The following is a 24,045-nucleotide window of genomic DNA, read 5'->3' on the forward strand; positions in this document are numbered from 1 at the left end:
GCTCATGCTGGAGTGGTCCATTGGTACAGTGATCACGGCATTCCTACGGCCACCGAAGAGCCAATGGCCGACGAGGGGACCCGGGCGCCATGGCCGTCGACGAACTCGACACCCGCATCCTGCGGCTGCTGCTGGAGCAGCCGCGCACCAGCGTGCGCGAGTACGCACGTCTCCTCGGCGTCGCCCGCGGCACGCTCCAGGCCCGGCTCGACCGCCTGGAGCGGGACGGCGTGATCACCGGCACCGCGCCGTCCCTCTCCCCCGCCGCACTGGGCCACCCGGTGCTCGCCTTCGTGCATATCGAGGTCACCCAGGGCCACCTGGACGAGGTGGGCGAGGCGCTGGCGGCCGTCCCGGAGATCGTGGAGGCCTTCTCCATCACGGGCGGCGGGGACCTGCTGACGCGGGTCGTGGCCCGCGACAACGCACACCTGGAGGACGTGGTCCAGAAGCTGATCAGCCTGCCGGGCGTGGTCCGCACCCGCAGCGAGGTGGCGTTGCGGGAGCGCGTCCCGCACCGGCTGCTGCCCCTGGTGGAGTCGATCGGGCGCACAGCGCGAAAGTGATCGCCGGGTCCCCGCATCCCTCCCCGGGTCCTTGTGGGCCGTTGGCATGCTGGACCTCATGAGCACTCTCGGCGGCATCTCGGTCGTCTTCGATCTCGACGGAACGCTCGTGGACAGCGAGCCGAACTACTACGAGGCGGGCCGGCAGACCCTCGCCGAGTACGGCGTACCGGACTTCACCTGGGCGGACCACGAGGGATACGTGGGCATCAGCACCCGGGAGACGGTCGCCGACTGGAAGCGGCGGTACGGGCTGCGCGCCCCCGTGGAGGAACTGCTCGCCGTCAAGAACCGCCACTATCTGGAGCTGGCCCGCACCTCCGCCCGCGCGTACCCGGAGATGCGGAAGTTCGTCGAGCTGCTGGCGGGCGCGGGCGTGCCACTGGCGGTGGCGTCGGGTTCCTCGCCGGAGGCCATCGAGGCGATCCTGTCCCGCACCGGCCTGGACGCGCATCTGCGCACGGTCGTCTCGGCCGACGAGGTCGCGCGGGGCAAGCCCGCACCCGACGTCTTCCTGGAGGCGGCGCGCCGGCTCGGAGCGGACCCGGCCGACTGCGTGGTTCTGGAGGACGCCGCCCCCGGGGCCGCCGCGGCGTACGCGGCCGGGATGCGCTGCATCGCGATCCCGTACGTCGCCGCGCAGGCCGACGCCCCCGAGTTCGCCACCGCCGGGCTGCTGCTGCGCGGCGGGCAGGGCGAGTTCACCGCGCGGGCGGCGTACGCCTGGCTCGTGCGCGCGGCGCGGGTGACCCAGCCGGACGCCCGTGACCGTACCGGACGCCCGTCCGTACCGGACGCCCGTGACCGTACTCGCCGGTAACGTTGACGCTCCCTTACGCGCTGCCTATCTTCTGGACGATCTTCCGAACGCCGTTCGATATCTCGAAAGAATCGAGGAGCACATGGCAGCGCCCCTCTCCCGGCGGACCCTGCTGCTGGCCACGGCGATCGCCGCGGGCACGCCCGCCGTCTCGTCCCCGGTCTCGTACGCGGCGAGCGGCCGGCCCGGCGCCACGCCACAGGCACCGACCGCGTTCGCGGGCCCCGGGGCACCGGCGGCCTGGTCCGTACGGCCCTTCGGGCTGGAGGAGGTGACGCTCGGGCGGGGCGTCTTCGCCGACAAGCGACGGCTGATGCTGGACCACGCCCGCGGCTACGACGTGAACCGGCTGCTCCAGGTCTTCCGCGCCAACGCCGGCCTGTCCACCCTCGGTGCCGTCGCCCCCGGCGGCTGGGAGGGCCTGGACGGCGAGGCCAACGGCAACCTGCGCGGTCACTACACCGGCCACTTCCTGACCACGCTGTCCCAGGCGTACCGCGGCACCGGGGAACAGGTCTTCGCCGAGCGGATCGGCGCCATGGTCGGCGCGCTGACCGAGGTGCGCGAGGCCCTGCGCCACGATCCCGCCGTGCTGAGCACGGAGGGCCGCTTCGGCACCGCCGCCGAGAACGTGCGCGGCTCCCACCAGTACGTCGACCTGCCCGCCGGTGTCCTGGGCGACACCCCGGCGGTCACGCTGGCCGCCTGGGTGAAGCCCACCCACGACGGCGACTGGGCCCGCGTCCTCGACTTCGGGGACGACACCAACCGCTACCTCTACCTGGCCGCCCGCAACGCGGCCGGCGTGCCGCGCTTCGCCCTCACCGACAGCGGTGCCGCGGGCGAGCAGGGCCTCGACGGCACGGCGGCGCTGCCCCTGGACGAGTGGAGCCACCTGGCCGTGACCCTCGCGGACGGCACCGGCACCCTCTACGTCGACGGCGCCGCCGTGGCCCGGAACACGGCCATGACCCTGACCCCGGCGACCCTCGGCCCGCTCGCGCACCACTGGCTGGGCCGCTCGCACTACCCCGCCGATCCCGTCTTCGCGGGCGCCTTCGCGGAGTTCGACGTCTGGTCGCGGGCCCTGAGCGCCGCCGAGATCGCCGCGCTGCGGGACAGCCGCGCCGCCGAGACACCGGCGGGCCGGGGCGACCTGGCGTCGTACGCCTTCGAGGAGACCGCCGGCGGGACCTTCGCGGACGCCTCCGGCCGGCGACTGACGGCCACACTGCGCCGCACCTGGGGCGGGCCCAGCCACCGGGGGTTCCTCGCGGCCTACCCGGAGACGCAGTTCATCGAGCTGGAGTCGATGACCGCCAGCGACTACACCAAGGTCTGGGCGCCGTACTACACCGCGCACAAGATCCTCCGCGGCCTGCTGGACGCCCACCTCGCCACCGGCGACGAACGGGCGCTGGACCTCGCGTCGGGCATGTGCGACTGGATGTACTCCCGCCTGTCGAAGCTGCCCGCGGCCACGTTGCAGCGGATGTGGGGCATCTTCTCCAGCGGGGAGTTCGGCGGCATCGTCGAGGCTGTCTGCGACCTGCACGCGGTCACCGGCGAGGCGGAGCACCTCGCGCTGGCCCGCCTGTTCGACCTCGACCGGCTGATCGACGCCTGCGCCGCGGACACCGACGTCCTCGACGGCCTGCACGCCAACCAGCACATACCGATCTTCACCGGCCTGGTGCGCCTGTACGACGAGACGGGCGAGGAGCGCTACCTCACGGCGGCGAGGAACTTCTGGAGCATGGTCGTGCCGCACCGCATGTACGCCATCGGCGGCACCAGTACGGGCGAGTTCTGGAAGGGCCGGGACGTGGTCGCGGGCACGATCGGGGCCACCACGGCCGAGACCTGCTGCGCGTACAACATGCTGAAGCTGAGCCGGACGCTGTTCTTCCACGAGCAGGAACCGGCGTACATGGACTACTACGAGCGGACCCTGTACAACCAGGTGCTCGGCTCCAAGCAGGACGAGCCGGACGCGGAGAAGCCGCTCGTCACCTACTTCGTCGGACTGACGCCCGGCCACGTGCGCGACTACACCCCCAAGCAGGGCACGACCTGCTGCGAGGGCACCGGGATGGAGAGCGCCACCAAGTACCAGGACTCGGTGTACTTCGCCGCGGCCGACGGCAGCGCCCTGTACGTCAACCTCTACAGCCGCTCCACCCTGACCTGGGCCGAGCGGGGAGTCACCGTCACCCAGAGCACGGACTATCCCCGGGAGCAGGGCAGCACCCTCGTCATCGGCGGCGGCAGCGCCTCCTTCGCGCTGCGGTTGCGGGTGCCGTCGTGGGCCACGGCCGGCTTCCACGTCACCGTCAACGGGCGTACCGTGCCGGGGACTCCGACGCCGGGGAGCTACTTCACCGTGTCCCGGGCCTGGCGCCGGGGCGACACCGTGCGCATCCGGATGCCCTTCCGGCTGCGGGTGGAGAAGACCCTCGACGACCCGTCGCTGCAGGCCCTGTTCTACGGGCCGGTCAACCTGGTCGCCCGCGACCCGGCCACCGATCACCTGGAGTGCGGGCTGTACGGCAACGCGGGTCTCTCCGGCGACCTGCTGCCCACGCTGGCGCCCGTGTCCGGCGAGCCGCTCCACTTCACGCTGGACGGCACCGAGTGGGTGCCGTTCGCCGAGGGGACCGAGGAGCCGACGCACGCCTACTTCCGCCGCTCGGAACCCCGGGTGGTCCTCGGCGGCACCGACTCGGGCGTCGCCAACCCGGCGAAGGGCGACGGCACCACGCTGCTCGACGAGATCTGGGCCGCGGCCCCGTTCCGCGGCAAGGGCGCGCTGGTGGCACACGTGCGGTCCACGGTGGAGGCGTGGGTGGAGGCCGGGCTGCTCGGGGGCGACGAGGGCGAGCGGGTGGTGCGGACCGCGCGGAAGGCGTCGTACGCGGACTGACAGGAACGAGTCGGGAACGAGTCGGGAGCGAGTCGGAGCAAGTTTTACCCGCGGAAGTGATCGGTCGGCCTCCCGTATCCGTACCTCCTGATGTCCGAGCCTGTCTTGCCCCAGGAGGCACGATGCGCATCACGCGCACCACGGCAGGGACCGCCTTCGTGGCCGGTGCCCTGGTCCTCACCCTCACCGCGCTCGCCTACCCGACCATGCTCGGGGTGCGGAACACGGCCAGTACTCAGGACCGTGTCATCACCAACACGGTGTACGGGCCGCTCACCGAGGCGGACCGGGACTTCGTGGTGAAGGTCCGTGCCGCCGGGCTGTGGGAACACCCGCTGGGGCTGATGGCGATGGAGCGGGGCTCGACACCGGAGATGGTGGAGGCCGGCGAGCACCTGGTCGTCGGACATGCCCGGCTCGACGCGACCTGCCGCAGGATCGCGCCCGAGCTGGGCATCACCCTGCCCAACCTGGCCTCCCCGCAGCAACAGCAGTTCGTTTCGACCGTGGACGGATCCACGGGCAAGCAGTTCGACACCACCGCGGTCAACATCATGCGCATCACGCACGGCCAGATCTTCCCGGTCATCGCCAAGATCCGCGCCAACACCAAGAACAGCCTGGTGAGGCAGCTGGCCGATCAGGCCAACGACACGGTGCTGGACCACATCACCGTGCTGGAGAAGACGGGCCTGGTCAACTTCGACCAGGTCAACTTCCAGCAGTCGGCCCCGCCGAGCCTGCCCGAGGTGCAGCTCACGCCGCCGGCGCCGCAGCCGGGCGAGCCGGTGCTCTCCCTCACCGCGCCGCCGGGGCTGGAGGTCAACACCTCGGCGCCGACGCCCAGTCCGACGGTCCGCTGACACGCGGCACCGCCGACCGGGTCAACCGCGGCGGGGTTTGCCGCGCCTGCCGCTCTTGGTGCCGCCAGTCTTGGCGCCCCCGCTCTTGGCGCCCCCGCTCTTGCCGCCGCCCTTGCCTCCGGTCCTGGTGCCGCCGCCGGTGGCGCGCCGGGCGCCGCCGGTCTGCTTTCCGGCCGGCGGTTTGCGCCGCGCGGAGGCCGTTTCGGTGTGCTCGCCCTTCGCCGGCGCCTGGGCCGGCTGTCGGCCCCGGGTGCTGTTGACGGTCCGGCCCCGGACGATTCCGATGAAGTCCTCCACCCGGTCCGTGTGCGCGTCCTCGGGCCAGGACAGCGCCACCCCGGACTCGGGGGCGTCCGTGACCGTCCGGTAGGTGAGGTCCTTGCGATGGTGCAGCCGGGCCAGCGACAGGGGCACGAGCAGTACGCCGATCCCGGCCGCCACCAGCTCGACGGCGTCCGCCGTGGTCGCCGGGCGCTCCAGGGCGGGCCGGCCCGGCGGCCGCTCCCAGCCGAGGACGTCGTCCAGTGGGTGCAGCACGATCTCGTCGGCCAGGTCCTCCACGGTCACCTCGTCGGCCGCGGTGACGAGGTGGTCCTTGGGGATCACCACGACCGTGGTCTCGGTGTAGAGGGGGATCGCGCTGAGGAGGGTGCGGTCGACGGGCAGCCGCACCAGTCCGGCGTCGGCGTCACCGGCCAGCAGCACGCCGTCCGCCTCGGTGGCGGGGACCTGGGTCAGGGACAGCGGGACGCCGGGCAGTCGCTCGTTCCAGATGCGCACCCATTTGTCGGGCGTCACCCCCGGGACGTAAGCGAGCCGGAACGAGGGGGGTTCTTCCGAGCCTGTCACCCGGCCAGGTTACCGGGCGTGGCCGGGCCCGCGGTCACCCGGCGTGGTCGGGCCGCCGTCCCCCGGCCTGGTCAGCGGTCGCGCAGACGCTCGATACCCTTGACCCCATGACGTCGCACCAGAACACCCAGACCATGAAGCCCGCGACCGCGGCGAAGAAGCTGGGTGTGTACCTCGAGGCCACACCCACCGAGTTCCGGGAGGGCGTCGTCACGCGCGCCGAGCTCAACGCGCTCCAGGCCGACCCGCCGGAGTGGCTGCGGGAGCTGCGGCGCGACGGTCCGCACCCGCGGCCGGTGGTCGCCGCCAAGCTGGGTGTCTCCATCGCGGGTCTGCACCGGGGCGGGGTCTCGGAACCGCTCACCACGGAGCAGATCGAGGCGCTGAAGCAGGAGCGCCCCCAGTGGCTGGAGCGGGAGCAGGCCGTCCAGGCCGACGTCCGCAAGGAGACGGCTCGCGTGAAGAAGCTGCACGCCGAGCGGGCGGAGCGGGCCGAGCAGGCGGAGCGCGACTGAACCGTACCGGCGGGCCGAACCGTACCGGCGGGCGCGCCCGACCGCTCGCCGCTCGCCCGCCTCGGGGTCATTCCTCGGCCTTCTGCTCCGTGACACTCCACGCGTACTGCAGCCAGTCCGACACGGCGACGGCGCTCAGCCCCGCGCACAGCAGCCGGGCGGCCCGGGGGGCGACGGCGTAGGTGCCCACGAGTCCGCCGGCCACCCAGGCGGAGGTGCAGAACGGGCAGGACACCAGATCGCCGACGGCGCGGCGCAGGCCCGAGCCGCGCGGCGCGTCCATCACCTCGTTGGCGTTGCTCTCGCGCTCACGCTGGGTGAACGGAGCCCGCAGAAAGCTGGTGACCTTGTCCTTGGTCAGCAGCCGGGACGCCTTGAACGTCGCCGTGCCGAGCAGCGCCACGTCCCAGGCCGGGACGGTCTCGGGCAGGCGCAGCCCGCGGCGCCACGCGGTCACCGCGAACACTCCGACACCCGCCGCGAAGGTCGTCGCGAGCGCCGCGTAGCCGCCGAGAGGGGCGTCCGCCTCCTCGTCGTAACGTACGTCGGCGCGTTCGTCGGCGCGTTCGTCCTGGCGCTCGTCGGCGCGCTCCTCGTGTCGCTGCTCACCGTCCGTCATGCATGGCTCCTTGCCTCCTGTGCGGGTACCGCCTCTTCGGCCGGGACCGGGTGCCCGCTTCCGGCCGTCTGCAACGCGTGCGCGCGGGGCCGCCGCTCTCAGTGCGGCGCGGGTCCGCCGAAGAGGTCGGCGCAGTCCGCGGGCAGGTGGGCCAGGAGACGGTCGACCCGTTCGCCGGGCACCGCCTCGGTGAGGGTGGAGAGCACCGCGCCCGCGTCCCATTCCGCGGTGCGCGGCCGGGCGCCGGTCTGCTGTGCCACGCGCCGCAGGAACTCCTTTCGGCCGAAGGACTCGGGGCGCCCGCGCTCCAGGCGCAGCGCGTCGTCCAACGGCGCGGGCAGGTCGGCGGCCAGACCCGCGGCCTCGTCCGGGTCGACACAGGACGCGATCACCCACAGGACGGCCGTACTGACCTGCTCGGCCTCCTCCTTGCTGTGGTACTCGCCTCGGTCGCGGACCAGGGTCAGGAATTCGTCGAGCCCCACGGCGCCGCCTCCTTCCACCGGTTCACGCTTCGGGCCGGGTGCCCGCCGCCCGGGCCGGGAAAACGGGCGCGGCCTCACCGGCGTGCGAGGGCTCACCGGCGTGCGCGGCTCACCGGCGTGCGCGCTCGGCGTCGGCGAGGGCGCACACCCGGGCCACCGCGTCGTCCGTGAACAGCGCGCGTCCGGCGGCGATCCGTTGCCGCCGGGCCGGGCCCGGGGCGGTGAGCCGCCGCAGTGCGCCGAGCAGCCCGGCCCCGTCCTCGGCGACGTCCGACACGCCCAGCGCGGCCATCCGCCGGGCACCGTCCGCACCGTGGCCGGGTATCGGGCGGTATCCCACGACCGGCAGCCCGGCGGCGAGCGCCTGTACGGCGGTCTGGCCTGCGGCGTTGTCGACCAGGGCGCGGGCGGCGTGCAGCAGGCCGGGCATGTCCGTCACCCAGCCCAGCGCGGCCACGCCCGGGGTACCGGACAGTTCACGGCGCAGCCGTTCGTTGTCCCCGCAGAGCACGACCGGCAGGAAGCCGTGGTCCGCCAGGAGCCGGACGGTGGCGTCCAGGTGCGAGCCCACTCCCCAGGCGCCGGCGGACAGCACCACGGCGGGCCGCCCGGGACCGAGACGGTCGAACAGCCCCCGCCACCCGACCACTCCAGGCGCGTCAGGCGCGTCAGGCGCGTCAGGCGCGTCAGGCGCGTCAGGCGCGTCGGCGAAGAATTCCGGAGCCACGACCGGGCCGCAGGTCCACGCGGGCGTGCCGGTACTCTCCCGCACCTCGCGCGCCGCTTGCTCCGTGAGGCACAGATGGTGGTCGTTGCCGGGGTGGAGCCACTGCCGGTGGACAGCGAAGTCGATCACGAGAACGACGCTGGGCACCGGCAGCAGCCCCCGTGCGCGGAGATGACCGGTCAGCTGGGCGCCGAGATGGAAGACGGGGACGACCACATCCGCGCCGGTGTTCTCGGCCAGCCGGCGCAGCCGGCCCCCGGCGAGCCGGGCCAGGGGCGTGCCGCCGGGGCGGCGACCGGCGCCGGGACGCAGGAACAGGTGGTACAGGGCGGCGTATGCCCAGGGGAAGTGGCGCACCGACCCGCGGTAGAAGTGCCGCAGCGCACCGCCCAGCCCGTACGGCAGCAACGCGAGAACGTCGACGACCAGGGCGTCGTCACCGCGTTCCCGGGCTCGGCGGACGAGTTCGGCGGCGACCGTGTCGTGGCCGGCGCCCATGCTCGCGCTGATCACCAGCAGACGTCTGCCGTCCCCGGGGGCGCGCCTGGCCGCGGGCCGGCGGGGCGTCGATGAGCTGCGAGGATGCACAGCGGTCCAAGTTGCCCTCCCGGCAGGTTCCAAACCGCCACACAAGCGGGTGTTTCGGGCGTGCCGCCAGGGATACTCCGTGACCGCCCGTCCGGTCGAACGCCGGAGCCCGACCGTCCGGTCGGTCTCTCCCCGGTGTCCGCCCCGAGCCAAGGTGGTCTCATGGTCCATGCGTTCTCCCGCCCCCGGTCCACCCCCGGACCGCAGGTCGTCGCGCGCGACGCGGACCACGCCAGGCCCCGGCGTGAGCCCGTCGGCGTCCGGGGCACGCGGACGCGCACGGCACTCGTGACGGGCGCGTCCTCCGGCATCGGCGCGGCCCTGGCCCGACGGCTGAGTGACGAGGGCGGCTGGCGGCTGGTGCTCAGCGGACGCGATCCGTCCCGGCTGCGCGAGGTCGCCGAGGACACCGCGGCCACCGCCTTCGCCGCGGACCTCACCCTGCCCGGCGCCGACCGGCAGCTCGCCGACTTCACGCTGGCCACGGTGGGTCCGGTGGACCTCCTGGTGGCCGGTGCCGGGGTCGGCTGGGCCGGGGAGTTCGTGGACATGCCCCCGCACGCCATCGACGAGGTGCTCGACATCAACGTGCTGGCCACGCTGCGGCTGGTGCGGCTGGTACTGCCGGGCATGGTGGCGGCGGGATCGGGGCGGGTGGTCCTGGTCGGATCGCTGGCGGGGAGTGTGGCGGTGCGCGACGAGGCCGTGTACTCGGCGGCCAAGGCCGCCGTCGGCGCCTTCGCGGACGCCCTGCGCTACGAGTTGCGGGGAACCGGCGTGGGCGTCACGCACGTGGTACCCGGTGTCGTCGACACACCGTTCTTCGAGCGCCGTGGCGCTCCCTACCTCCGGTCCAGGCCGCGGCCGGTGCCCGCCGAGCGCGTCGCCGACGCGGTGCGGACCGCGGTGGTGCGGGGCCGGGACGAGGTCTACGTGCCCGGCTGGCTGCGGCTGCCGTGCCGGGTGCGGGGCGCTGCTCCGGGGCTGTACCGGCGGCTGGCCGCGCGGTTCGGATGAGATCCGGATGAGCGGGAGCGCGCCGCGGTGAGTGTCCTCACCGTCGTCCTGGCCCTGTTCGCGGCGCTGTCCAACGCGGCGGCGTCGGTACTCCAGCGCCGGGCCGCCGCTCAGGACGAGGAACGGGCGGGCGCCGTCCACACGGTGGTGCGCTCGCTGCTGCGGCTGGTGCGCGACCCGTACTGGGTGGGCGGCGCGGCGCTGCTCGCCCTGACGACGGTGTTGCAGGGTGCCGCGCTGGCGGTGGGGAGCCTGGCCGTGGTCCAGCCGCTGATGGCCAGCGAGCTGCTGTTCACCCTGATGGTCGGGAGCGTGGTCTTCCACCGGCGTCCCGACCCGCGGACCTGGCTGGCTTTCATGGCCCTGGCCGTGGGGCTCGCGCTGTTCCTGGGCGCCGCCGCGCCGTCGGCCGGCCATGACACCGCGACCCCGGGCCGGTGGGGCTGGGCAGGTCTGGCGCTGTTCGGCGTGGTGACGGTCCTCGCCTCGATCGGCAGTCTGGTCCGGGGAGCGCCCCGCGCCGCGCTGTTCGGGTCGGCGTCCGCGGTGGCGTTCGGCGGTACGGCGGGGCTGCTGAAGGAGGTCACCGGCCGGTTCCCCCAGGGCGTGGGCGCCGTCCTGACCCAGTGGCCGCTGTACGCCACGGCGGTGGTCGGGGTGATCAGCTTCCTGCTGCTGCAGAGCGCGTTGCGGGCCGGGACCCTCGCGGCGTCGCAACCGGCGCTGACCCTCGGCGACGCGCTGACCAGCGTCGCCCTGGGCTGGGCGCTGTTCGGCGAACAGATCGCCCTCGGGGTGAGGCTGCTGCCGGAACTGATCGGCGTGGCGCTGATCGGGCTCGGCAGTGTCGGACTGGCCCGCGCGCCGTCGGTCCACGGCGCGTGGGACACGGCGCCGGCGGCACGGGACGGGCCGGGGCCGGGCAGGCGGGAAGAGGAACGGCGGGGGTCATGACCGAGCTGCGCGGAACCGCGGAGCGGAGCGGGAGACACACGGATGCATGCAGGGTTCCATGCCGGACCGGCGGCGTGCGCCGTCGCGCCGGTCGTCGTCGCCGCGCTGGCCCACATCGGTCCGGCCGCGACCTGGCTGCCGGAGCTGCGCCGGCGCCGGTTCCCGGGCCTGGCCGGACAGGGCCGCCCCGGCCACATCGCCCTCACCTTCGACGACGGCCCCGATCCGGCGTCCACACCACACTTCCTCGACGTACTGGACGCGCTCGGCGTACGGGCCACGTTCTTCGTCCTGGGCGAGAACGTCGTACGCCACCCGGAGACGGCCCTCGAACTGGCCCGGCGGGGGCACGAACTCGGCGTCCACGGCTGGTCGCACGACCGTCCCTGGCTGCCGTCGCCGGCGCGGGACGCACGCGAGCTGCCGCGTGCCGTCCACGCGGTGGGCGAGGTCGCCGGGCGCCGCCCGCGCTGGTACCGCCCGCCCTACGGCATCCTCACCTCCGGACGCTGGGCCGCCGCCCGCCGGGCCGGGGTGCGGCCGGTGCTGTGGACGGCGTGGGGCAAGGACTGGCGGCGGGACGCCACGCCCGCCTCGGTACGGGCGACCGTCGCGGCGGACCTGCGTGGCGGCGGCACGATCCTGCTCCACGACACCGACCACGTCTCCGCCCCGGGCAGCTGGCGGGCCGCCCTCGGCGCCCTGCCCGGCATCGTGCGCGACTGCCGCGAGGCGGGGTGGGCGGTGGGGCCGCTGGGCGAGCACGGGGTGATCGGGGCGGCGGAGCGGTGCGGCGGGGAGAGCCGGCTCGGGCGGGAACGCGGTGAACGGGCGGGGCGAGGGTGAGGTGCCGTGCGGTGAACGGGCCGGATCATCGGGCGGTCGTGGCCGGTTCCGCCGAGTGCGGGAGTGCGGGGGCGTCGGCAGTACGCTCCCGGCCGTGCCTGGTCGCCTGGCGGGACTCCCGAGCGGGCGCGGCCGCGGGGCGGGCGGCTCGGGCGGACTCGGGCGGACTCGGGCGGACTCGGGCGGGGCGAGGGGCATCACAGGACGTCCCGTCGGCGTGCGTTCCGGTGACGTCGGGTACGTCACCGTTTCGGTCACCTGAGCCGGGATAGCCGTAGCGCCATGAAGGACGGCGACGATCAGCGCGCGGCGGCCCCGGACCCGTCGTGTCCTCCCTGGGCCCTGCGCGAGTACGCGGTGCTCGCCGACGGTGAGCGGGGGGCGGTCCTGGATCCCCGGGGCCGGATCGTGTGGCTGTGCGCCCCGCGGTGGCACGACGACGCGGTGTTCTCGGCGCTCATCGGCGGGGCCGGGCACTTCAACGTGGAGCCGGCCGACCCCTGGCACGTCTGGGGCGGCTCCTACGAGGAGGGCACCCTGATCCGGGTGAGCCGGTGGGTGACCTCCGAGTGCGTCATCGAATGCCGTGAGGCGCTCGCCCTGCCGGCCCGCACCGACCGGCTCGTGCTGTTGCGCCGGATGCGTGTGGAGCGGGGCGAGGCACGGCTGTGCCTGGATCTGGACCCGAGGCCCGGCTTCGGGGACGGCCGGATGCGCGATCCCCGGCAGGAGCACGGGGTGTGGACGGCCGAGGCGGAAGGGCTGCGGATGCGGCTCGCCGGGGCACCGGACGCGGTCTGGCGGGCCGGCGGTGGACTGTGCGGCGAGTTCCGGCTGCGCGAGGGCGAGACCCACGACCTGGTGCTGGAGCTGGCCGAGGGGCGGGAGACCGGGCCGCTCGACGCCGACGCGTTGTGGCGGTCCACGGAACGCGCGTGGCAGCGGGCCGTCCCGGACTGCTCACGGCTGGTCGCGCCACGCGACGCCCGGCACGCGTACGCCGTGCTGTGCGGGCTGACCAGCGTCTCCGGTGGCATGGTGGCCGCCGCGACCACGTCGCTGCCGGAGCGGGCCAACAGCGGGCGGAACTACGACTACCGCTTCGCGTGGCTCCGCGACCAGTGCTACGCCGGTCTCGCGGTCGCCGCACACGGTCCGCATCCGCTGGTCGACGACGCCGTGCGCTTCGTCGCCGAGCGCATCCTCGAGGACGGCGACAAGGTCCGCCCCGCCTACACGGTCGACGGGCAGCCGGTCGGCGGGGAACGCTCGCTGCGGCTTCCCGGCTATCCCGGCGGTACCGACCACGTGGGCAACGACGCGGGCGCCCAGTTCCAGCTGGACACCTTCGGCGAGGCGCTGCAGCTCTTCGCCGCGGCCGCCGCGCACGACCGGCTGACCGAGGACGCGGAACGTGCCGCCGCCGTCGCGGTGGACGTAGTGGAGCGGCAGTGGCTGAAGCCGGAAGCCGGGCTGTGGGAGCTGGAGAACCGGTGGTGGACCCACTCGCGGCTGAGCGTGGTGTGCGGTCTTCGGCGGATGGCGGAGGCGCTGCCCGGAGCGGCGGGCCGGCGCTGCGCCGCACTCGCCGACACCGTACTGCGGGAGACCCGGCGCCGGTGCCTGGACGCCGGCGGTCGCTGGCGGCGGGCCGCCGACGACGACGGGCCCGAGGCCGCGCTGCTGGTGCCGATGGCCCGCGGCTGCGCGTTCGGGGACGACGACGGTGCGGCCACCCGCGCGTACATCGAGTCCCGGCTGGCCGAGGACGGGTACCTGTACCGCTTCGAACACCCCGGAGAGCCGCTCGGTGACGCCGAGGGGGCCTTCCTGCTCTGCGGCTTCACGATGGCGCTCGCCACGCACCGGGTCGGCGACCGGACCGGCGCGTTCCGCTGGTTCGAGCGCTCCCGCGCGGCCTGCGGGCCGCCCGGGCTGTTCGCCGAGGAGTACGACGTGCGCCAGCGGCAGTTGCGCGGCAATCTCCCGCAGGCCTTCGTGCACGCGATGATGCTGGAGTGCGCCGTCCGCCTGGCCGACGAGTCGACGCTGCCCTGACCCTTCGGGCGCCTGCCCGCCCGATCCCTGCGGGGCGGCGATCGCGCGGGCTCAACGCCGGGCGGGCGGCCTCCGCCCGGCTCTCGGACGACCAGACCCACATCGGCCCGCGTCGGGCGACGACCGCATCAGCCCGCGGCGGGCGACGACCAGATCAGCAGGTGCCGGGCGACGACCGCATCGGGCCGCGCCCGGCACCCCACCCCTGCCCGCTCCGGGTCAGGTGGCCGCTCCAGCCAGTCACTCCGGCCGGGCCCGTCAGGCGGCCGCCCCGGTCAGGTCCCGGTGAATCGGCGCCACCCCGCCCGTCAGTGGCAGGCCCGTGCCGCCGCGCCGGGAGGCGACGACCTCCGCCGCGATGGAGAGCGCGGTCTCCTCGGGCGTCCGGGCGCCGAGGTCCAGGCCGATCGGTGAGCGGAGCCGGGACAGCTCGCGCTCGGTCAGGCCCGCCTCGCGCAGCCGCCGGTCGCGGTCCTCGTGGGTGCGGCGCGAGCCCATCGCGCCGACGAACGCGACCGGCATCCGCAGGGCCTCCGTCAGCAGCGGTACGTCGAACCTGGCGTCGTGCGTGAGGACGCACAGCACCGTGCGCCCGTCGGTCGGCGTGCTCCGCAGGTAGCGGTGCGGCCAGTCGACCACGACCTCGTCGGCCTCGGGGAAGCGGGCCGGCGTGGCGAAGACGGGCCGGGCGTCGCACACGGTCACGTGGTGGCCGAGGAACTTGCCGGCCCGCACCAGTGCCGCCGCGAAGTCGACCGCGCCGAAGACGATCATGCGGGGCGGCGGCACGCTCGACTCGACGAGCAGCGTGAGCCCGCCGGGGCAGCGCGAGCCGTCCTCCGAGAGGCCGACCGTGCCGGTGCGGCCGGCGTCCAGCAGGGCCCCGGCCTCGGCCACCGCCGTGCGGTCCAGGTCGGGGTGACCACCGAGGCCGCCCTCGTGCGAGCCGTCGGGGTGTACGAGCAGGGCCCGGCCAAGGAGCCCCGGCGGGCCCTCGACGACCCGGGCGAGGGCAGCGGTACCGCCCCCGGCGGCGGCCGACAGCGCCGCCCGGAACACCTCCCGCGAGGGCGAGTCCGCGCCGACCGGCGTGACCATCACGTCGATCACTCCGCCGCAGGTCAGTCCGACCGCGAAGGCGTCCTCGTCGCTGTAGCCGAACCGTTCGCGCACCGTCTCGCCGCTGCGGAGGGCGTCGGAGCACAGCTCGTACACCGCGCCCTCCACGCAGCCGCCGGAGACCGAGCCGATCACCGTGCCCTCGCTGTCGACGGCGAGGGCGGCGCCGGGCCCGCGCGGTGCGCTGCCGCCGACGGAGACGACGGTGGCGACGGCGAACTCCCGGCCCTCGGCGAGCCAGCGGTTCAGCTGGTCGGCGATGTCAAGCATCCGCCGCTCCTCCGGCCGAGGTCAGTACGCGATCGGGCCGGATCGGCAGGTTCCGGTGACGTACGCCGGTCGCGTGCCAGACGGCGTTGGCGACGGCCGCCGCGGCGCCCACGATGCCGATCTCGCCGACGCCCTTGATGCCGACGGGGTCGTCCGGGTCGGGGTCGTCCACCCAGTCCGCCTCGATGTCGGTGATGTCGGCGTGCGTGGCGACGTGGTAGCCGGCGAGGTCGGGGCCGTAGAGGCCGCCGCTCGCCCGGTCCCGGACCGCCTCCTCGTGCAGGGCCATGGAGATGCCCCAGACCATGCCGCCGACGAGCTGGTTGCGGGCGGTGAGCGGGTTGACGATCCGGCCCGCGGCGAAGATGCCGAGCATGCGGCGCACCCGCACCTCGCCGGTGGCGGTGTCCACGGCGACCTCGGCGAACTGCGCCCCGAAGGAGTGCCGTTCCTTCTGCGCGAGGGCGCCGAGCGCCTCGGTGCTGTCGGACCGTACGGTGATGCCCTCGGGCGGGATGCTCGTGCCCAGCGCGAGCCGCTCCCGCAGTTCGCCGGCCGCGATGGTGATCGCCCAGGCCCAGGAGCGGGTGCCCATCGAGCCGCCCGCGATCATCGCCGGTCCGAAGTCGCTGTCGCCGATGCGGACCCGCACCCGCTCGGGCGTGACCTCCAGCGCGTCGGCGGCGACCAGGGTCAGCGCGGTGCGGGCGCCGGTGCCGATGTCGGCGGCGGAGATCCGCACGGTGAAGGTGCCGTCCGCCTCCGCGGTCACGAGGGCCGTGGAGGGGGCGGCGCCCGCTCCGAAGGAGGCGGCTGCCGTTCCGGTGCCCAGCAGCCAGCGCCCGTCGCGGCGCACCCCGGGGCGCGGGTCGCGCTCGGCCCAGCCGAAGCGGCGGGCGCCCTCGTCGAAGCAGGCGGCCAGGTTGCGGCTGCTGAACGGCAGCCCGGAGACCGGGCCGGCCTCCGGCTCGTTGCGCAGGCGCAGGGCGATCGGGTCGACGCCGCAGCGTTCGGCGAGTTCGTCGAGCGCCGACTCGATCGCGAAGGACCCCGGCGCCTCGCCCGGCGCCCGCATGAACGTCGGGGACGGCACGTCGAGCCGTACGACGTGGTTGGCCGTGCGGTGGGCGTCGGCGTCGTACATCACCCTGGCGACACCGGCGCCGGGCTCGACGAACTCGTAGACGGTCGAGGTCTGGTTGAGCGAGCGGTGCTCCAGGGCGCGCAGCCGGCCGTCGGCGTCGGCGCCGAGCCGGACGCGCTGGGCGGTGGGGCTGCGGTAACCGGCCAGCGAGAACATCTGGCGCCGCGTCATGACCACCCGGACCGGGCGTTGCAACAGGGTCGCGGCCATCACGGCGGAGACCTGGTGGGCGCGCAGGCCCTTGCTGCCGAAGCCGCCGCCGATGTGTTCGGAGCGCACCCGCACCGAGGACTCGTCGAGCGAGAACATCTTCGCCAGTTCGCCCTGGACCCAGGTGGTGCCCTGGTTGGAGTCGACGACCTCCAGACGGCCGCCGTCCCACAGGGCGGTGGCCGCGTGCGGCTCCATCATGCTGTGGTGCTCTTCGGGGGTGGTGTACTCCTCGTCCACCACGACGGCGGACGCGGCGAGGCCGGCCGCCAGGTCGCCCTTCTCCGTCTCGGCGGGCATGTGTCCGTCGCCCGGGTAGGCGTCGGGGTGGTCGGCGGTGAGTGTGACGTCGTGCGGTTCCGCGTCGTACGTGACGACGAGGGCCTCGGCCGCCTCCCTCGCCTGCTCGGGCGTACCGGCGACGACGAGGGCGACCGGCCAGCCCGCGTGCGGCACCCGGTCGTTCTGGAAGACGGCGGCGGTCGGGTCCGGCAGGATGCCCAGCATGCCGACGTAGTCGGTGTCGACACGCGGGGCGTTGCCGTGGTGGAGGACGGCGAGCACGCCTGGCATGCCGAGGACGGCGTCGGTGTCGATCTCGCGGATGCGGCCGCGGGCGACGGTGGACAGCACCAGCCAGCCGTGCGCGAGGTCGGCGAAGGGGATCTCGCCCGCGTAGCGGGCCGCTCCGGTGACCTTGTCGCGGCCCTCCACGCGCGTGTGCGCGGTGCCGACGGCGCCCTTCACCGTCGTACGACCGGTCGTGGCGGTGGTCATCGGGCGGCCTCCTCGGCGAGTTCGGTCAGGACGGCCACCACGAGGTTGCGCATGAGGGTCACCTTGTATCCGTTGTCGGGCAGCGGCCTGGCGGCCGCGAGTTCGGCGTCCGCGGCGGCGGCGAAGCTCTCCCCGTCGGCGGGTCGGCCGATCAGCACGTCCTCGGCCGCGCGGGCCCGCCAGGGCCGGGAGGCGACCGCGCCGAAGGCCAGCCGCGCGTCGCGTACGACGCCGTCCTCGACGTCGAGTGCGGCGGCGACCGAGCCGATCGCGAAGGCGTACGAGGCACGCTCGCGCACCTTGCGGTAGCGGGAGCGGGCGGCGACCGTGGCGGGCGGCAGGGTGATGCCGGTGATCAGCGCGCCGGGCGGGAGGGCGGTCTCGCGGTGCGGTGTGTCGCCCACGGGGAGATAGAAGTCGGCGAGCGCCAACTCGCCCGTCCCGTCGGCGGTTTCGTAGGCGACGGCGGCGTCGAAGGCCGTGAGGGCGACGCCCATGTCCGAGGGGTGCACGGCCACGCAGTGGTCGGAGGCGCCCAGGATGGCGTGGTTGTGGTGCTCACCCGTGATCGCGGGGCAACCGCTGCCGGGGACCCGCTTGTTGCACGGCTTGCTCACGTCGGTGAAGTAGCCGCAACGGGTGCGCTGGAGGAGGTTGCCGCCGACGGTGGCCATGTTGCGCAGCTGACCGGAGGCGCCGGCCAGCACCGCCTGGGTCAGCGCCGGGTAGGAGCGGCGTACCTCGGGGTGCGCGGCGAGGTCGCTGTTGGTGACGGTCGCGCCGATGCGCAGGCCGCCGTCGGCGGTCGGCTCGATGCCGTCCAGCGGCAGTTCGCGGACGTCGACGAGCAGGGCGGGGCGTTCGACACCGGTCTTCATCAGGTCGACGAGGTTGGTGCCGCCGCCGAGGAACCGTGCGTCCGGATCGGCGGCGAGCAGTGCCACCGCACCGGAGACGTCGTCGGCGCGCTCGTAACCGAACTCCCTCATGCCGCCGCCTCCTTCGGGGTCCCGTCCTGCTTCGCGTCGCCCTCGGGGGCCGCCGCTCCGTCGGCCTCGGCCGCGCGGGCGACCGCCTGGACGATGGAGACGTAGGCGCCGCACCGGCACAGGTTCCCGCTCATCCGTTCGCGGATCTCGTCCGGTGTGAGCGGTGGCGGTCCGGCCTCGGGCCGTACGTCCTCGGTGGCGGCGCTGGGCCAGCCGGCCGCGTGTTCCTCGATGACGGCGACGGCCGAGCAGATCTGGCCGGGCGTGCAGTACCCGCACTGGTAGCCGTCGAGGTCGAGGAAGGCCTGCTGCACCGGATGCAGCCGGTCGCCTTCGGCCATGCCCTCGATGGTGGTGATCTCGCGCCCCTCGGCGGCGACGGCGAGGTTGAGGCAGGAGACGGCGCGGCGCCCGTCGACCAGGACGGTGCAGGCGCCGCACTGCCCCTGGTCGCAGCCCTTCTTGGTGCCGGTGAGATCGAGGCGCTCGCGCAGGGCGTCGAGGAGGGTGGTGCGGTGGTCGACGGTCAGCTGGTGCTTCTCGCCGTTGATGTTCAGGACGACGGCGCTGGACGTCGACGAGGGCGCTGGGGCCATGGTCAGCCTTCTTTGGTGTCTGATGACAGTGGTGTCCGGTGACAGTTGACGTCGGGTGACAGTTGATGTCCGGTGACGGTTGATGTCCGGTGACAGTGAGAACGGGCTGTAGGCAGTGGGGTCGAGCACAGTCGGGTCCGCCGACCGGTTCCGCCGCTAGAGTGGGCTATAACCGGACAGCTGTCCGTTCACTGGAAACGTAACGGACACCTGTCCGCTTAGCAAGAACGGGATTCGGCCACGAACCCGGAAGGAGGACGCGTGCCGCAGCCGAAGAGGGACAAGCCGGACACTCCCCTGCGTTCGGACGCCCAGCGCAATCGCGAGCGCATCCTGAAAGTGGCCACGGAGGAGCTGACGCGCTGCGCGGACGCCCCGTTGAGCGGCATCGCCAAGAAGGCGGGCGTCGGACAGGGCACCTTCTACCGCAACTTCCCGCACCGCGAAGCGCTCGTCCTGGAGATCTACCGCTACGAGATGCAGCAGGTGGCGGATACCGCGCCCGAGTTGCTGGCCACGCGGGAGCCCGAGCGGGCCCTGCGTGAGTGGATGGACCGCCTCGCCCGGTTCGCCATGACCAAAGCCGGTCTGGCCGACGCGATCCGGCTGGTCACCAGCGCGCCCGGCGGACCGGAGAAGCCGCGCCCCACCCCCGTCATGGACGCGGCCCAGCTCCTGCTCCGCGCCAACGAGGAGGCCGGAACCATCCGGCCCGGGGTCTCCGCGGACGACTTCTTCCTCGTCATCGGCGGTCTCTGGCTGATCGATCCCGGCGAGGACTGGCAGCCCCGGGCCACCCGGTTCCTCGACTTCGTCATGGACGCGCTGCGGGCGGGAGCGCCAGGCCGGTGACCGCGCCCCGGAAGCGGTACCGGCGTTCGGGGCGGCCCGCCACCCCGTAGCGCAGGGAGACCTCCGCGCCGCCGACGGTGTGGAAGTACTCCAGGTAGCGGCGGGCACTGACCCGGGAGACGCCGGTCAGCGCCGCGCACTCGCTGGCGGACAGGGTGCCGTCGGCCTCACGCAGCGTGCGTTCGACCAGTTCGGCGGTCTCCACGCTCATGCCCTTGGGCAGCGCCGGGACCGGCGCGGCCGGCGCCGCTCCCGCCAGTACGCGGTCGACGTCGGCCTGGCTGCGCACCACTGTGCCGAGCAGTCGGCCCCGCTGGACGGCGTAGCGCTCCAGCCGGACCCGCAGGTCCTCGAACTCGAACGGCTTGAGCAGGTAGTCGACCACCCCCTGCCGGACGGCGCCACGCACCGCCTCGGCCTCCCGGGCCGCGCTGATGACCATGACGTCGCAGTCGTGTCCGGCGGCGCGCAGCCGGGGAATGACGTCGAGGCCGAAGACGTCCGGCAGGTACAGGTCGAGCAGGACGAGGTCGGGGCGCAGTTCCCCGACGGCGGCGAGCGCCTGCTCCCCGGTACCGGCGACCCCCACGACCCGGAACGGCTCGACGCGTTCCACGAAGGCGCGGTGGACCCGGGCCACCATGAAGTCGTCGTCGACCACGAGCACGCCGATCGCGGCGCCGACGGCACGGCCCGTCGCAGTCGCCGCAGCCTCCCCGGTCGTCGCGGTCGCCCCAGCCGCCCCGGTCGTCGCGGTCGCGTCGGTCGGGCCGCTCGTTCCCGTCATGGTGCCGCTCCTTCCGCCACCGCGTCGGTGAGGTGGCTGACGGTCATGCGTGCGGTGAACATGGCCCCCTCGGGGGTGTTGGTCACCGTGATCTCACCTCCGTGACGCTCGCAGACCAGCCTGGTCAGCGCCAGGCCGATGCCGCGCTCGCCCTGCCGGGCGGCCTTGGTGGTGAAGCCGTGGGAGAAGACCTCGCGGGCCAGTTCCGGCGCCACGCCGGGTCCGGAGTCGCGGACCACGATCTCGACGCTGGAGGCGTCCTGTCCCAGCTCGACCTCGACCCAGGCGTCGTGGTCGCCGTCGGGCGCCGCGGCGGCGTCCATGGCGTTGTCGACGAGGTTGCCGACCACGGTCGCCACGTCCGCGGCGTCCTCCGGGGCGAGCCGGTCGAGTGCCGTGCGGTCGGATACCCGCAGGGCCACCCTGCGCTCGGCCGCCAGGGAGGACTTCGCCGTCAGCAGCGCGGCGACGGCGGTGTCGCGGACCCGGCGGCTGAGGGTGACGTCCAGGGACTGGCGGCGCTGGTTGAGCCCGCGGATGTAGCGGACGACCTCGTCCTGCTCGCCGATCTGGATGAGCCCGGAGATGGTGTGCAGTTGGTTGGCGAACTCGTGGGCCTGGGCGCGCAGCAGCTCGGAGGTGCTTCGGAAGGAGCCGATCTCCCGTTCCAGGCGGGCCAGCTCGGTGCGGTCGCGCAGGGTGGTGACCGAGCCGAGCGGGCGGCCGTCCTTGGTGACGGTCATGCGGTTCATCACCAGGACCCGGCCGTGGCGGACCACGACCTCGTCGCGTGGTCCGGCCTCGTCCGCGGCGGCCCCGGCCAGGACGTCGCGCAGCCGTCCGTCGATGCCGAGGGCGTCCAGGCTCTCGCCCACGCAGTCGGCGGGCAGGTCGAGCAGGCGCCGGCCCATCTCGTTGACCAGGGTGAGCCGGTGCTGCGGATCGAGGGCGACCACGCCCTCGGCGATGCCGTACAGCATGGCCTCCCGGTGCTCGGCGAGTCCGGCGATCTCGCGCGGCTCCAGGCCGAGGGTCTGCCGTTTGACGCGCCGGGCGAGGAGCCAGGAGCCGGCCACGCCCAGGCCGCTGGCGATGCCGAGGTAGGCGAGGAGGTAGGACGAGGCGCCGCTGAGGCGCTGCCACACCGTCGGGTCGGCCTCCCCGACCATCACCGTGCCGAGGTGCCGGCCGAGGGTCTCGCGGGTGGCGCCGAGCACCGGGACCCGGGCGACCAACTCACGGCTGCCGTGCACCGTCAGCGGGCCCGACCAGCCGCGTCCCTCGGCGGCGTCCCCGCCGCGCGGCAGCCGGCCGCCGATCAGCGTGGGGTCGGTGGAACTGACGACGCGGCCGTCGGCGTCGGCCACCGTGACCGAGGTGACCCCGGACTGGGTCTGGGTGGAGTTCACCAGCGGGGCGAGGGCCTCCTGCGGCACGGGGCGCAGGAGCTGGCTGCGGACCAGGGGCGTGGCGGCCAGCTGTTCGGCCAGGGCGGTGACCCGGCGGCCCTCGACGCGGTTGAAGGTGGCCTTGGACTGGGCGAGCGAGACGGCGGCGACCGCGAGCAGCACGACCACGACGATGGCGAGCTGGAGGACCAGCATCTCGCCCGCGAGGGTCTGACGGCGGAAGGTGGGGGCCACGGCTGACTCGATCTCGGCTGACGGGGGCGGGCGGGGGTGCCGGCTCGCCATCATGGCGCCCACCTGCGGCGAAGGAAAGGGATGTGCTGTCTTCGCAATGAACCGGGGATGCGTCGGCGACCTACCGGTGATCCACCGGGCGGCCCGGCGGTGACCGCAAAGACCACAACCTCCCTTGGTTCCGCAAGGAAGACAGGCCGCCGGTCCGCAGGCACCATGTGGCCCACGTCACCCTCCCCCACAGGGTTCTCCCCTTACCGCTCTACCCGACCGACAGGTGGTGTCATACGTGCGCCTGCGCACCCCCCTTGCCCTGCTCGGGGCCGCCGTGCTCGTGCTCGCGGGACCGCCGCTGCTCTCCACGGGCAGCGACGCCGAGACCGGCACGCAGATCCCCGGCCTGCGCTTCATGGTTCCCAACACGCCGGGCGGCGGCTACGACATCACCGCCCGCACGGCCGCGAAGAACTCCGAGGACGCCGGGCTCACGCACAACATCGAGGTGTTCAACCTGCCCGGCGCGGGCGGCACCGTGGGCCTGAGCCGGCTGGTGAGCGAACACGGCAACGGCAAGCTCGCCATGTCCATGGGCCTCGGTGTGGTGGGCGCCGCCCGTTCCAACCACGCGCCCAAGACCCTCGCCGACACCACGCCGATCGCGCGGCTCACCGAGGAGCAGGACGTCGTCGTGGTCGGCAAGGACTCGCCGTACAAGACGATCGACGAGCTGATCACCGCCTGGAAGAAGGACCCGGGCAAGATCCCCGTCGGCGGCGGTTCGTCGCCGGGCGGGCCCGACCACCTCGCGCCGATGCTGATGGCGCAGGCCGCCGGGATCTCCCCCAAGTCGGTCAACTACATCCCCTTCGACGGCGGCGGCGAACTGCTCGCCTCGATCCTCGGCAACAAGGTCGGCTTCGGGGTCTCCGGCGTCGGCGAGTACCTGGACCAGATCAAGGCCGGTGAGCTGAGGGTGCTCGCGGTGACCGGCCCCGAGCGGGTCGACGACCTGAAGGACGCGCCGACGCTGAAGGAGTCCGGCTACGACGTGGACTTCACCAACTGGCGCGGCATCGTCGCCCCGCCCGGCCTGTCGGAGGCGGAGCGGAACAAGCTGACCCGCCTGTTCGAGAAGCTGCACGACTCTCCCGAGTGGAAGAAGTCCCTGGACCAGAACGGCTGGGACGACGCCTTCCTCACCGGTGACGAGTTCGGCGCGTTCCTTGAGGCCCAGGACAAGCGTGTGGTGTCGGTACTGAAGGAGCTGGGACTGTGACGACGCGGAGCGACTCCTCCCCGGCGCCCGACCCGGCCCCGGCTCCGGCGGCCGAGCGGCGCTCGTGGCTGCGCGACCACTCCGAACTGGGCGTGTGCGTCCTGCTGCTGGCGCTCGGTGCGCTCGTCCTGACCGACGCGCTCACCATGGACGTCGACATCACCCAGCGCGGGCCGGTGGGCCCCAGGACCGTCCCGATCGTGGTCGGCATCGGGCTGCTGGTGATCGCCGCACTGCTCGCCGTCGACGTCCTGCGCGGCGGCCGGGGCGAGGCGGAGGGCGGCGAGGACATCGACCTGTCCGAACCGGCCGACTGGCGCACGGTGCTGCTGCTCTCCGGGATCTTCCTCGGCGCGGCCGTGCTCATCGAGCCGGCAGGCTTCCCGGTCGCCGGAGCGCTGCTCTTCTGGGGTGCCGCCTTCGCCCTCGGCAGCCGGCGCGTGGACCGCGATCCGCTGATCGCCGCGGTGCTGTCCCTGTTCACCTACGTCGTCTTCGACAAGCTGCTCGGAGTGCCACTGCCCGGCGGTCCGCTGATGGGAGTGCTCTGAC

The 24,045-nt window shown here is 73.8% G+C and carries 22 protein-coding genes; 12 read left to right on the forward strand and 10 right to left on the reverse strand.

Features of this window, described 5'->3' with window-relative positions; all coding sequences use genetic code 11:
* Window positions 1-89: 89 nt before the first annotated feature.
* The 4 genes from ACIQ6R_RS12590 to ACIQ6R_RS12605 all read left to right on the forward strand — a co-directional run bounded on the left by ACIQ6R_RS12590 (window position 90) and on the right by ACIQ6R_RS12605 (window position 5,172).
* Complete coding sequence (locus ACIQ6R_RS12590; protein ID WP_055420586.1) at window positions 90-566, forward strand: Lrp/AsnC family transcriptional regulator; 477 nt, start codon at window positions 90-92, stop codon at window positions 564-566.
* A 58-nt stretch (window positions 567-624) separates the two neighbouring features.
* Window positions 625-1,386: an HAD family hydrolase gene (locus ACIQ6R_RS12595; RefSeq protein ID WP_404220727.1), complete on the forward strand. Its 762-nt coding sequence runs from the start codon at window positions 625-627 to the stop codon at window positions 1,384-1,386.
* Window positions 1,387-1,468: 82 nt separating this feature from the next.
* Window positions 1,469-4,309, forward strand: a complete 2,841-nt coding sequence (locus tag ACIQ6R_RS12600; RefSeq protein WP_404220729.1) for a beta-L-arabinofuranosidase domain-containing protein — start codon at window positions 1,469-1,471, stop codon at window positions 4,307-4,309.
* A gap of 122 nt (window positions 4,310-4,431) precedes the next feature.
* Window positions 4,432-5,172, forward strand: coding sequence for a DUF4142 domain-containing protein (locus ACIQ6R_RS12605; RefSeq protein ID WP_404180489.1), 741 nt, complete (start codon window positions 4,432-4,434; stop codon window positions 5,170-5,172).
* Between the two features lie 21 nt (window positions 5,173-5,193).
* Here ACIQ6R_RS12605 and ACIQ6R_RS12610 read toward each other — a convergent pair whose 3' ends face one another.
* Complete coding sequence (locus ACIQ6R_RS12610) at window positions 5,194-6,021, reverse strand: LysR family substrate-binding domain-containing protein (RefSeq protein ID WP_404220731.1); 828 nt, start codon at window positions 6,019-6,021, stop codon at window positions 5,194-5,196.
* A 107-nt stretch (window positions 6,022-6,128) separates the two neighbouring features.
* Between ACIQ6R_RS12610 and ACIQ6R_RS12615 the strand changes: the two genes are divergently transcribed.
* Window positions 6,129-6,536 carry a DUF5997 family protein gene (locus tag ACIQ6R_RS12615; RefSeq protein WP_404180495.1) on the forward strand — a complete coding sequence of 136 codons (408 nt, stop codon included), beginning with the start codon at window positions 6,129-6,131 and terminating at the stop codon, window positions 6,534-6,536.
* A gap of 67 nt (window positions 6,537-6,603) precedes the next feature.
* Here ACIQ6R_RS12615 and ACIQ6R_RS12620 read toward each other — a convergent pair whose 3' ends face one another.
* The 3 genes from ACIQ6R_RS12620 to ACIQ6R_RS12630 form a co-directional block, all read right to left on the reverse strand.
* Window positions 6,604-7,155: a DUF1360 domain-containing protein gene (locus ACIQ6R_RS12620; protein ID WP_404220733.1), complete on the reverse strand. Its 552-nt coding sequence runs from the start codon at window positions 7,153-7,155 to the stop codon at window positions 6,604-6,606.
* Window positions 7,156-7,253: 98 nt separating this feature from the next.
* Window positions 7,254-7,640 (reverse strand): DUF2267 domain-containing protein, encoded by a 387-nt coding sequence (locus ACIQ6R_RS12625; RefSeq protein ID WP_404180500.1) that lies wholly within the window; start codon window positions 7,638-7,640, stop codon window positions 7,254-7,256.
* A 109-nt stretch (window positions 7,641-7,749) separates the two neighbouring features.
* A complete protein-coding gene (locus tag ACIQ6R_RS12630; RefSeq protein ID WP_404221363.1) occupies window positions 7,750-8,865 on the reverse strand; it encodes a galactosyldiacylglycerol synthase in 1,116 nt (371 codons plus the stop codon).
* A 252-nt stretch (window positions 8,866-9,117) separates the two neighbouring features.
* Between ACIQ6R_RS12630 and ACIQ6R_RS12635 the strand changes: the two genes are divergently transcribed.
* The 4 genes from ACIQ6R_RS12635 to ACIQ6R_RS12650 all read left to right on the forward strand — a co-directional run bounded on the left by ACIQ6R_RS12635 (window position 9,118) and on the right by ACIQ6R_RS12650 (window position 13,830).
* On the forward strand, window positions 9,118-9,972 hold the full coding sequence (locus tag ACIQ6R_RS12635) for an SDR family NAD(P)-dependent oxidoreductase (protein WP_404180506.1): 855 nt from the start codon (window positions 9,118-9,120) through the stop codon (window positions 9,970-9,972).
* Window positions 9,973-9,999: 27 nt separating this feature from the next.
* Window positions 10,000-10,926: a DMT family transporter gene (locus ACIQ6R_RS12640; RefSeq protein WP_404220736.1), complete on the forward strand. Its 927-nt coding sequence runs from the start codon at window positions 10,000-10,002 to the stop codon at window positions 10,924-10,926.
* A gap of 42 nt (window positions 10,927-10,968) precedes the next feature.
* Window positions 10,969-11,772: a polysaccharide deacetylase family protein gene (locus ACIQ6R_RS12645; RefSeq protein WP_404220739.1), complete on the forward strand. Its 804-nt coding sequence runs from the start codon at window positions 10,969-10,971 to the stop codon at window positions 11,770-11,772.
* Between the two features lie 282 nt (window positions 11,773-12,054).
* Window positions 12,055-13,830, forward strand: a complete 1,776-nt coding sequence (locus ACIQ6R_RS12650) for a glycoside hydrolase family 15 protein (RefSeq protein ID WP_404220741.1) — start codon at window positions 12,055-12,057, stop codon at window positions 13,828-13,830.
* 258 nt (window positions 13,831-14,088) lie between these two features.
* On the opposite strand, the gene ACIQ6R_RS12655 is transcribed toward ACIQ6R_RS12650, so the two are convergent.
* From ACIQ6R_RS12655 to ACIQ6R_RS12670, 4 genes are read right to left on the reverse strand one after another with little or no spacing between them, the layout of a single operon-like run.
* Complete coding sequence (locus tag ACIQ6R_RS12655) at window positions 14,089-15,219, reverse strand: XdhC family protein (RefSeq protein ID WP_404180518.1); 1,131 nt, start codon at window positions 15,217-15,219, stop codon at window positions 14,089-14,091.
* Window positions 15,212-17,350, reverse strand: coding sequence for a xanthine dehydrogenase family protein molybdopterin-binding subunit (locus ACIQ6R_RS12660; RefSeq protein WP_404220744.1), 2,139 nt, complete (start codon window positions 17,348-17,350; stop codon window positions 15,212-15,214). The genes ACIQ6R_RS12655 and ACIQ6R_RS12660 overlap by 8 nt, the downstream gene beginning before the upstream one ends.
* On the reverse strand, window positions 17,347-18,339 hold the full coding sequence (locus tag ACIQ6R_RS12665; protein WP_404180525.1) for an FAD binding domain-containing protein: 993 nt from the start codon (window positions 18,337-18,339) through the stop codon (window positions 17,347-17,349). The genes ACIQ6R_RS12660 and ACIQ6R_RS12665 overlap by 4 nt, the downstream gene beginning before the upstream one ends.
* Window positions 18,336-18,935 (reverse strand): 2Fe-2S iron-sulfur cluster-binding protein, encoded by a 600-nt coding sequence (locus ACIQ6R_RS12670; RefSeq protein ID WP_404180528.1) that lies wholly within the window; start codon window positions 18,933-18,935, stop codon window positions 18,336-18,338. Before ACIQ6R_RS12670 ends, ACIQ6R_RS12665 begins: the two co-directional genes overlap by 4 nt.
* A 261-nt stretch (window positions 18,936-19,196) precedes the next feature.
* Between ACIQ6R_RS12670 and ACIQ6R_RS12675 the strand changes: the two genes are divergently transcribed.
* The gene (locus ACIQ6R_RS12675; RefSeq protein ID WP_404180531.1) at window positions 19,197-19,787 is read left to right on the forward strand and encodes a TetR/AcrR family transcriptional regulator; all 591 of its coding nucleotides are present in this window, start codon (window positions 19,197-19,199) and stop codon (window positions 19,785-19,787) included.
* Here the strand turns inward: ACIQ6R_RS12675 and ACIQ6R_RS12680 are convergent.
* Entirely contained in the window at window positions 19,750-20,574 is an 825-nt protein-coding gene (locus ACIQ6R_RS12680) for a response regulator (protein ID WP_404220747.1), read from the reverse strand. The two genes, ACIQ6R_RS12675 and ACIQ6R_RS12680, sit on opposite strands and share 38 nt — an antisense overlap.
* Entirely contained in the window at window positions 20,571-22,217 is a 1,647-nt protein-coding gene (locus tag ACIQ6R_RS12685; protein ID WP_404220750.1) for an ATP-binding protein, read from the reverse strand. Before ACIQ6R_RS12685 ends, ACIQ6R_RS12680 begins: the two co-directional genes overlap by 4 nt.
* 289 nt (window positions 22,218-22,506) lie before the next feature.
* On the opposite strand from ACIQ6R_RS12685, the gene ACIQ6R_RS12690 reads away from it, so the two are divergent.
* Both ACIQ6R_RS12690 and ACIQ6R_RS12695 read left to right on the forward strand, forming a co-directional pair.
* Complete coding sequence (locus ACIQ6R_RS12690; protein ID WP_404220753.1) at window positions 22,507-23,493, forward strand: Bug family tripartite tricarboxylate transporter substrate binding protein; 987 nt, start codon at window positions 22,507-22,509, stop codon at window positions 23,491-23,493.
* Window positions 23,490-24,044 (forward strand): tripartite tricarboxylate transporter TctB family protein, encoded by a 555-nt coding sequence (locus ACIQ6R_RS12695; RefSeq protein ID WP_404220755.1) that lies wholly within the window; start codon window positions 23,490-23,492, stop codon window positions 24,042-24,044. The genes ACIQ6R_RS12690 and ACIQ6R_RS12695 overlap by 4 nt, the downstream gene beginning before the upstream one ends.
* Window position 24,045 lies beyond the last annotated feature (1 nt).

Origin of the sequence: Streptomyces sp. NPDC096048 (assembly GCF_044763415.1) — a bacterium.
Classification (GTDB): Bacteria; Actinomycetota; Actinomycetes; order Streptomycetales; family Streptomycetaceae; genus Streptomyces.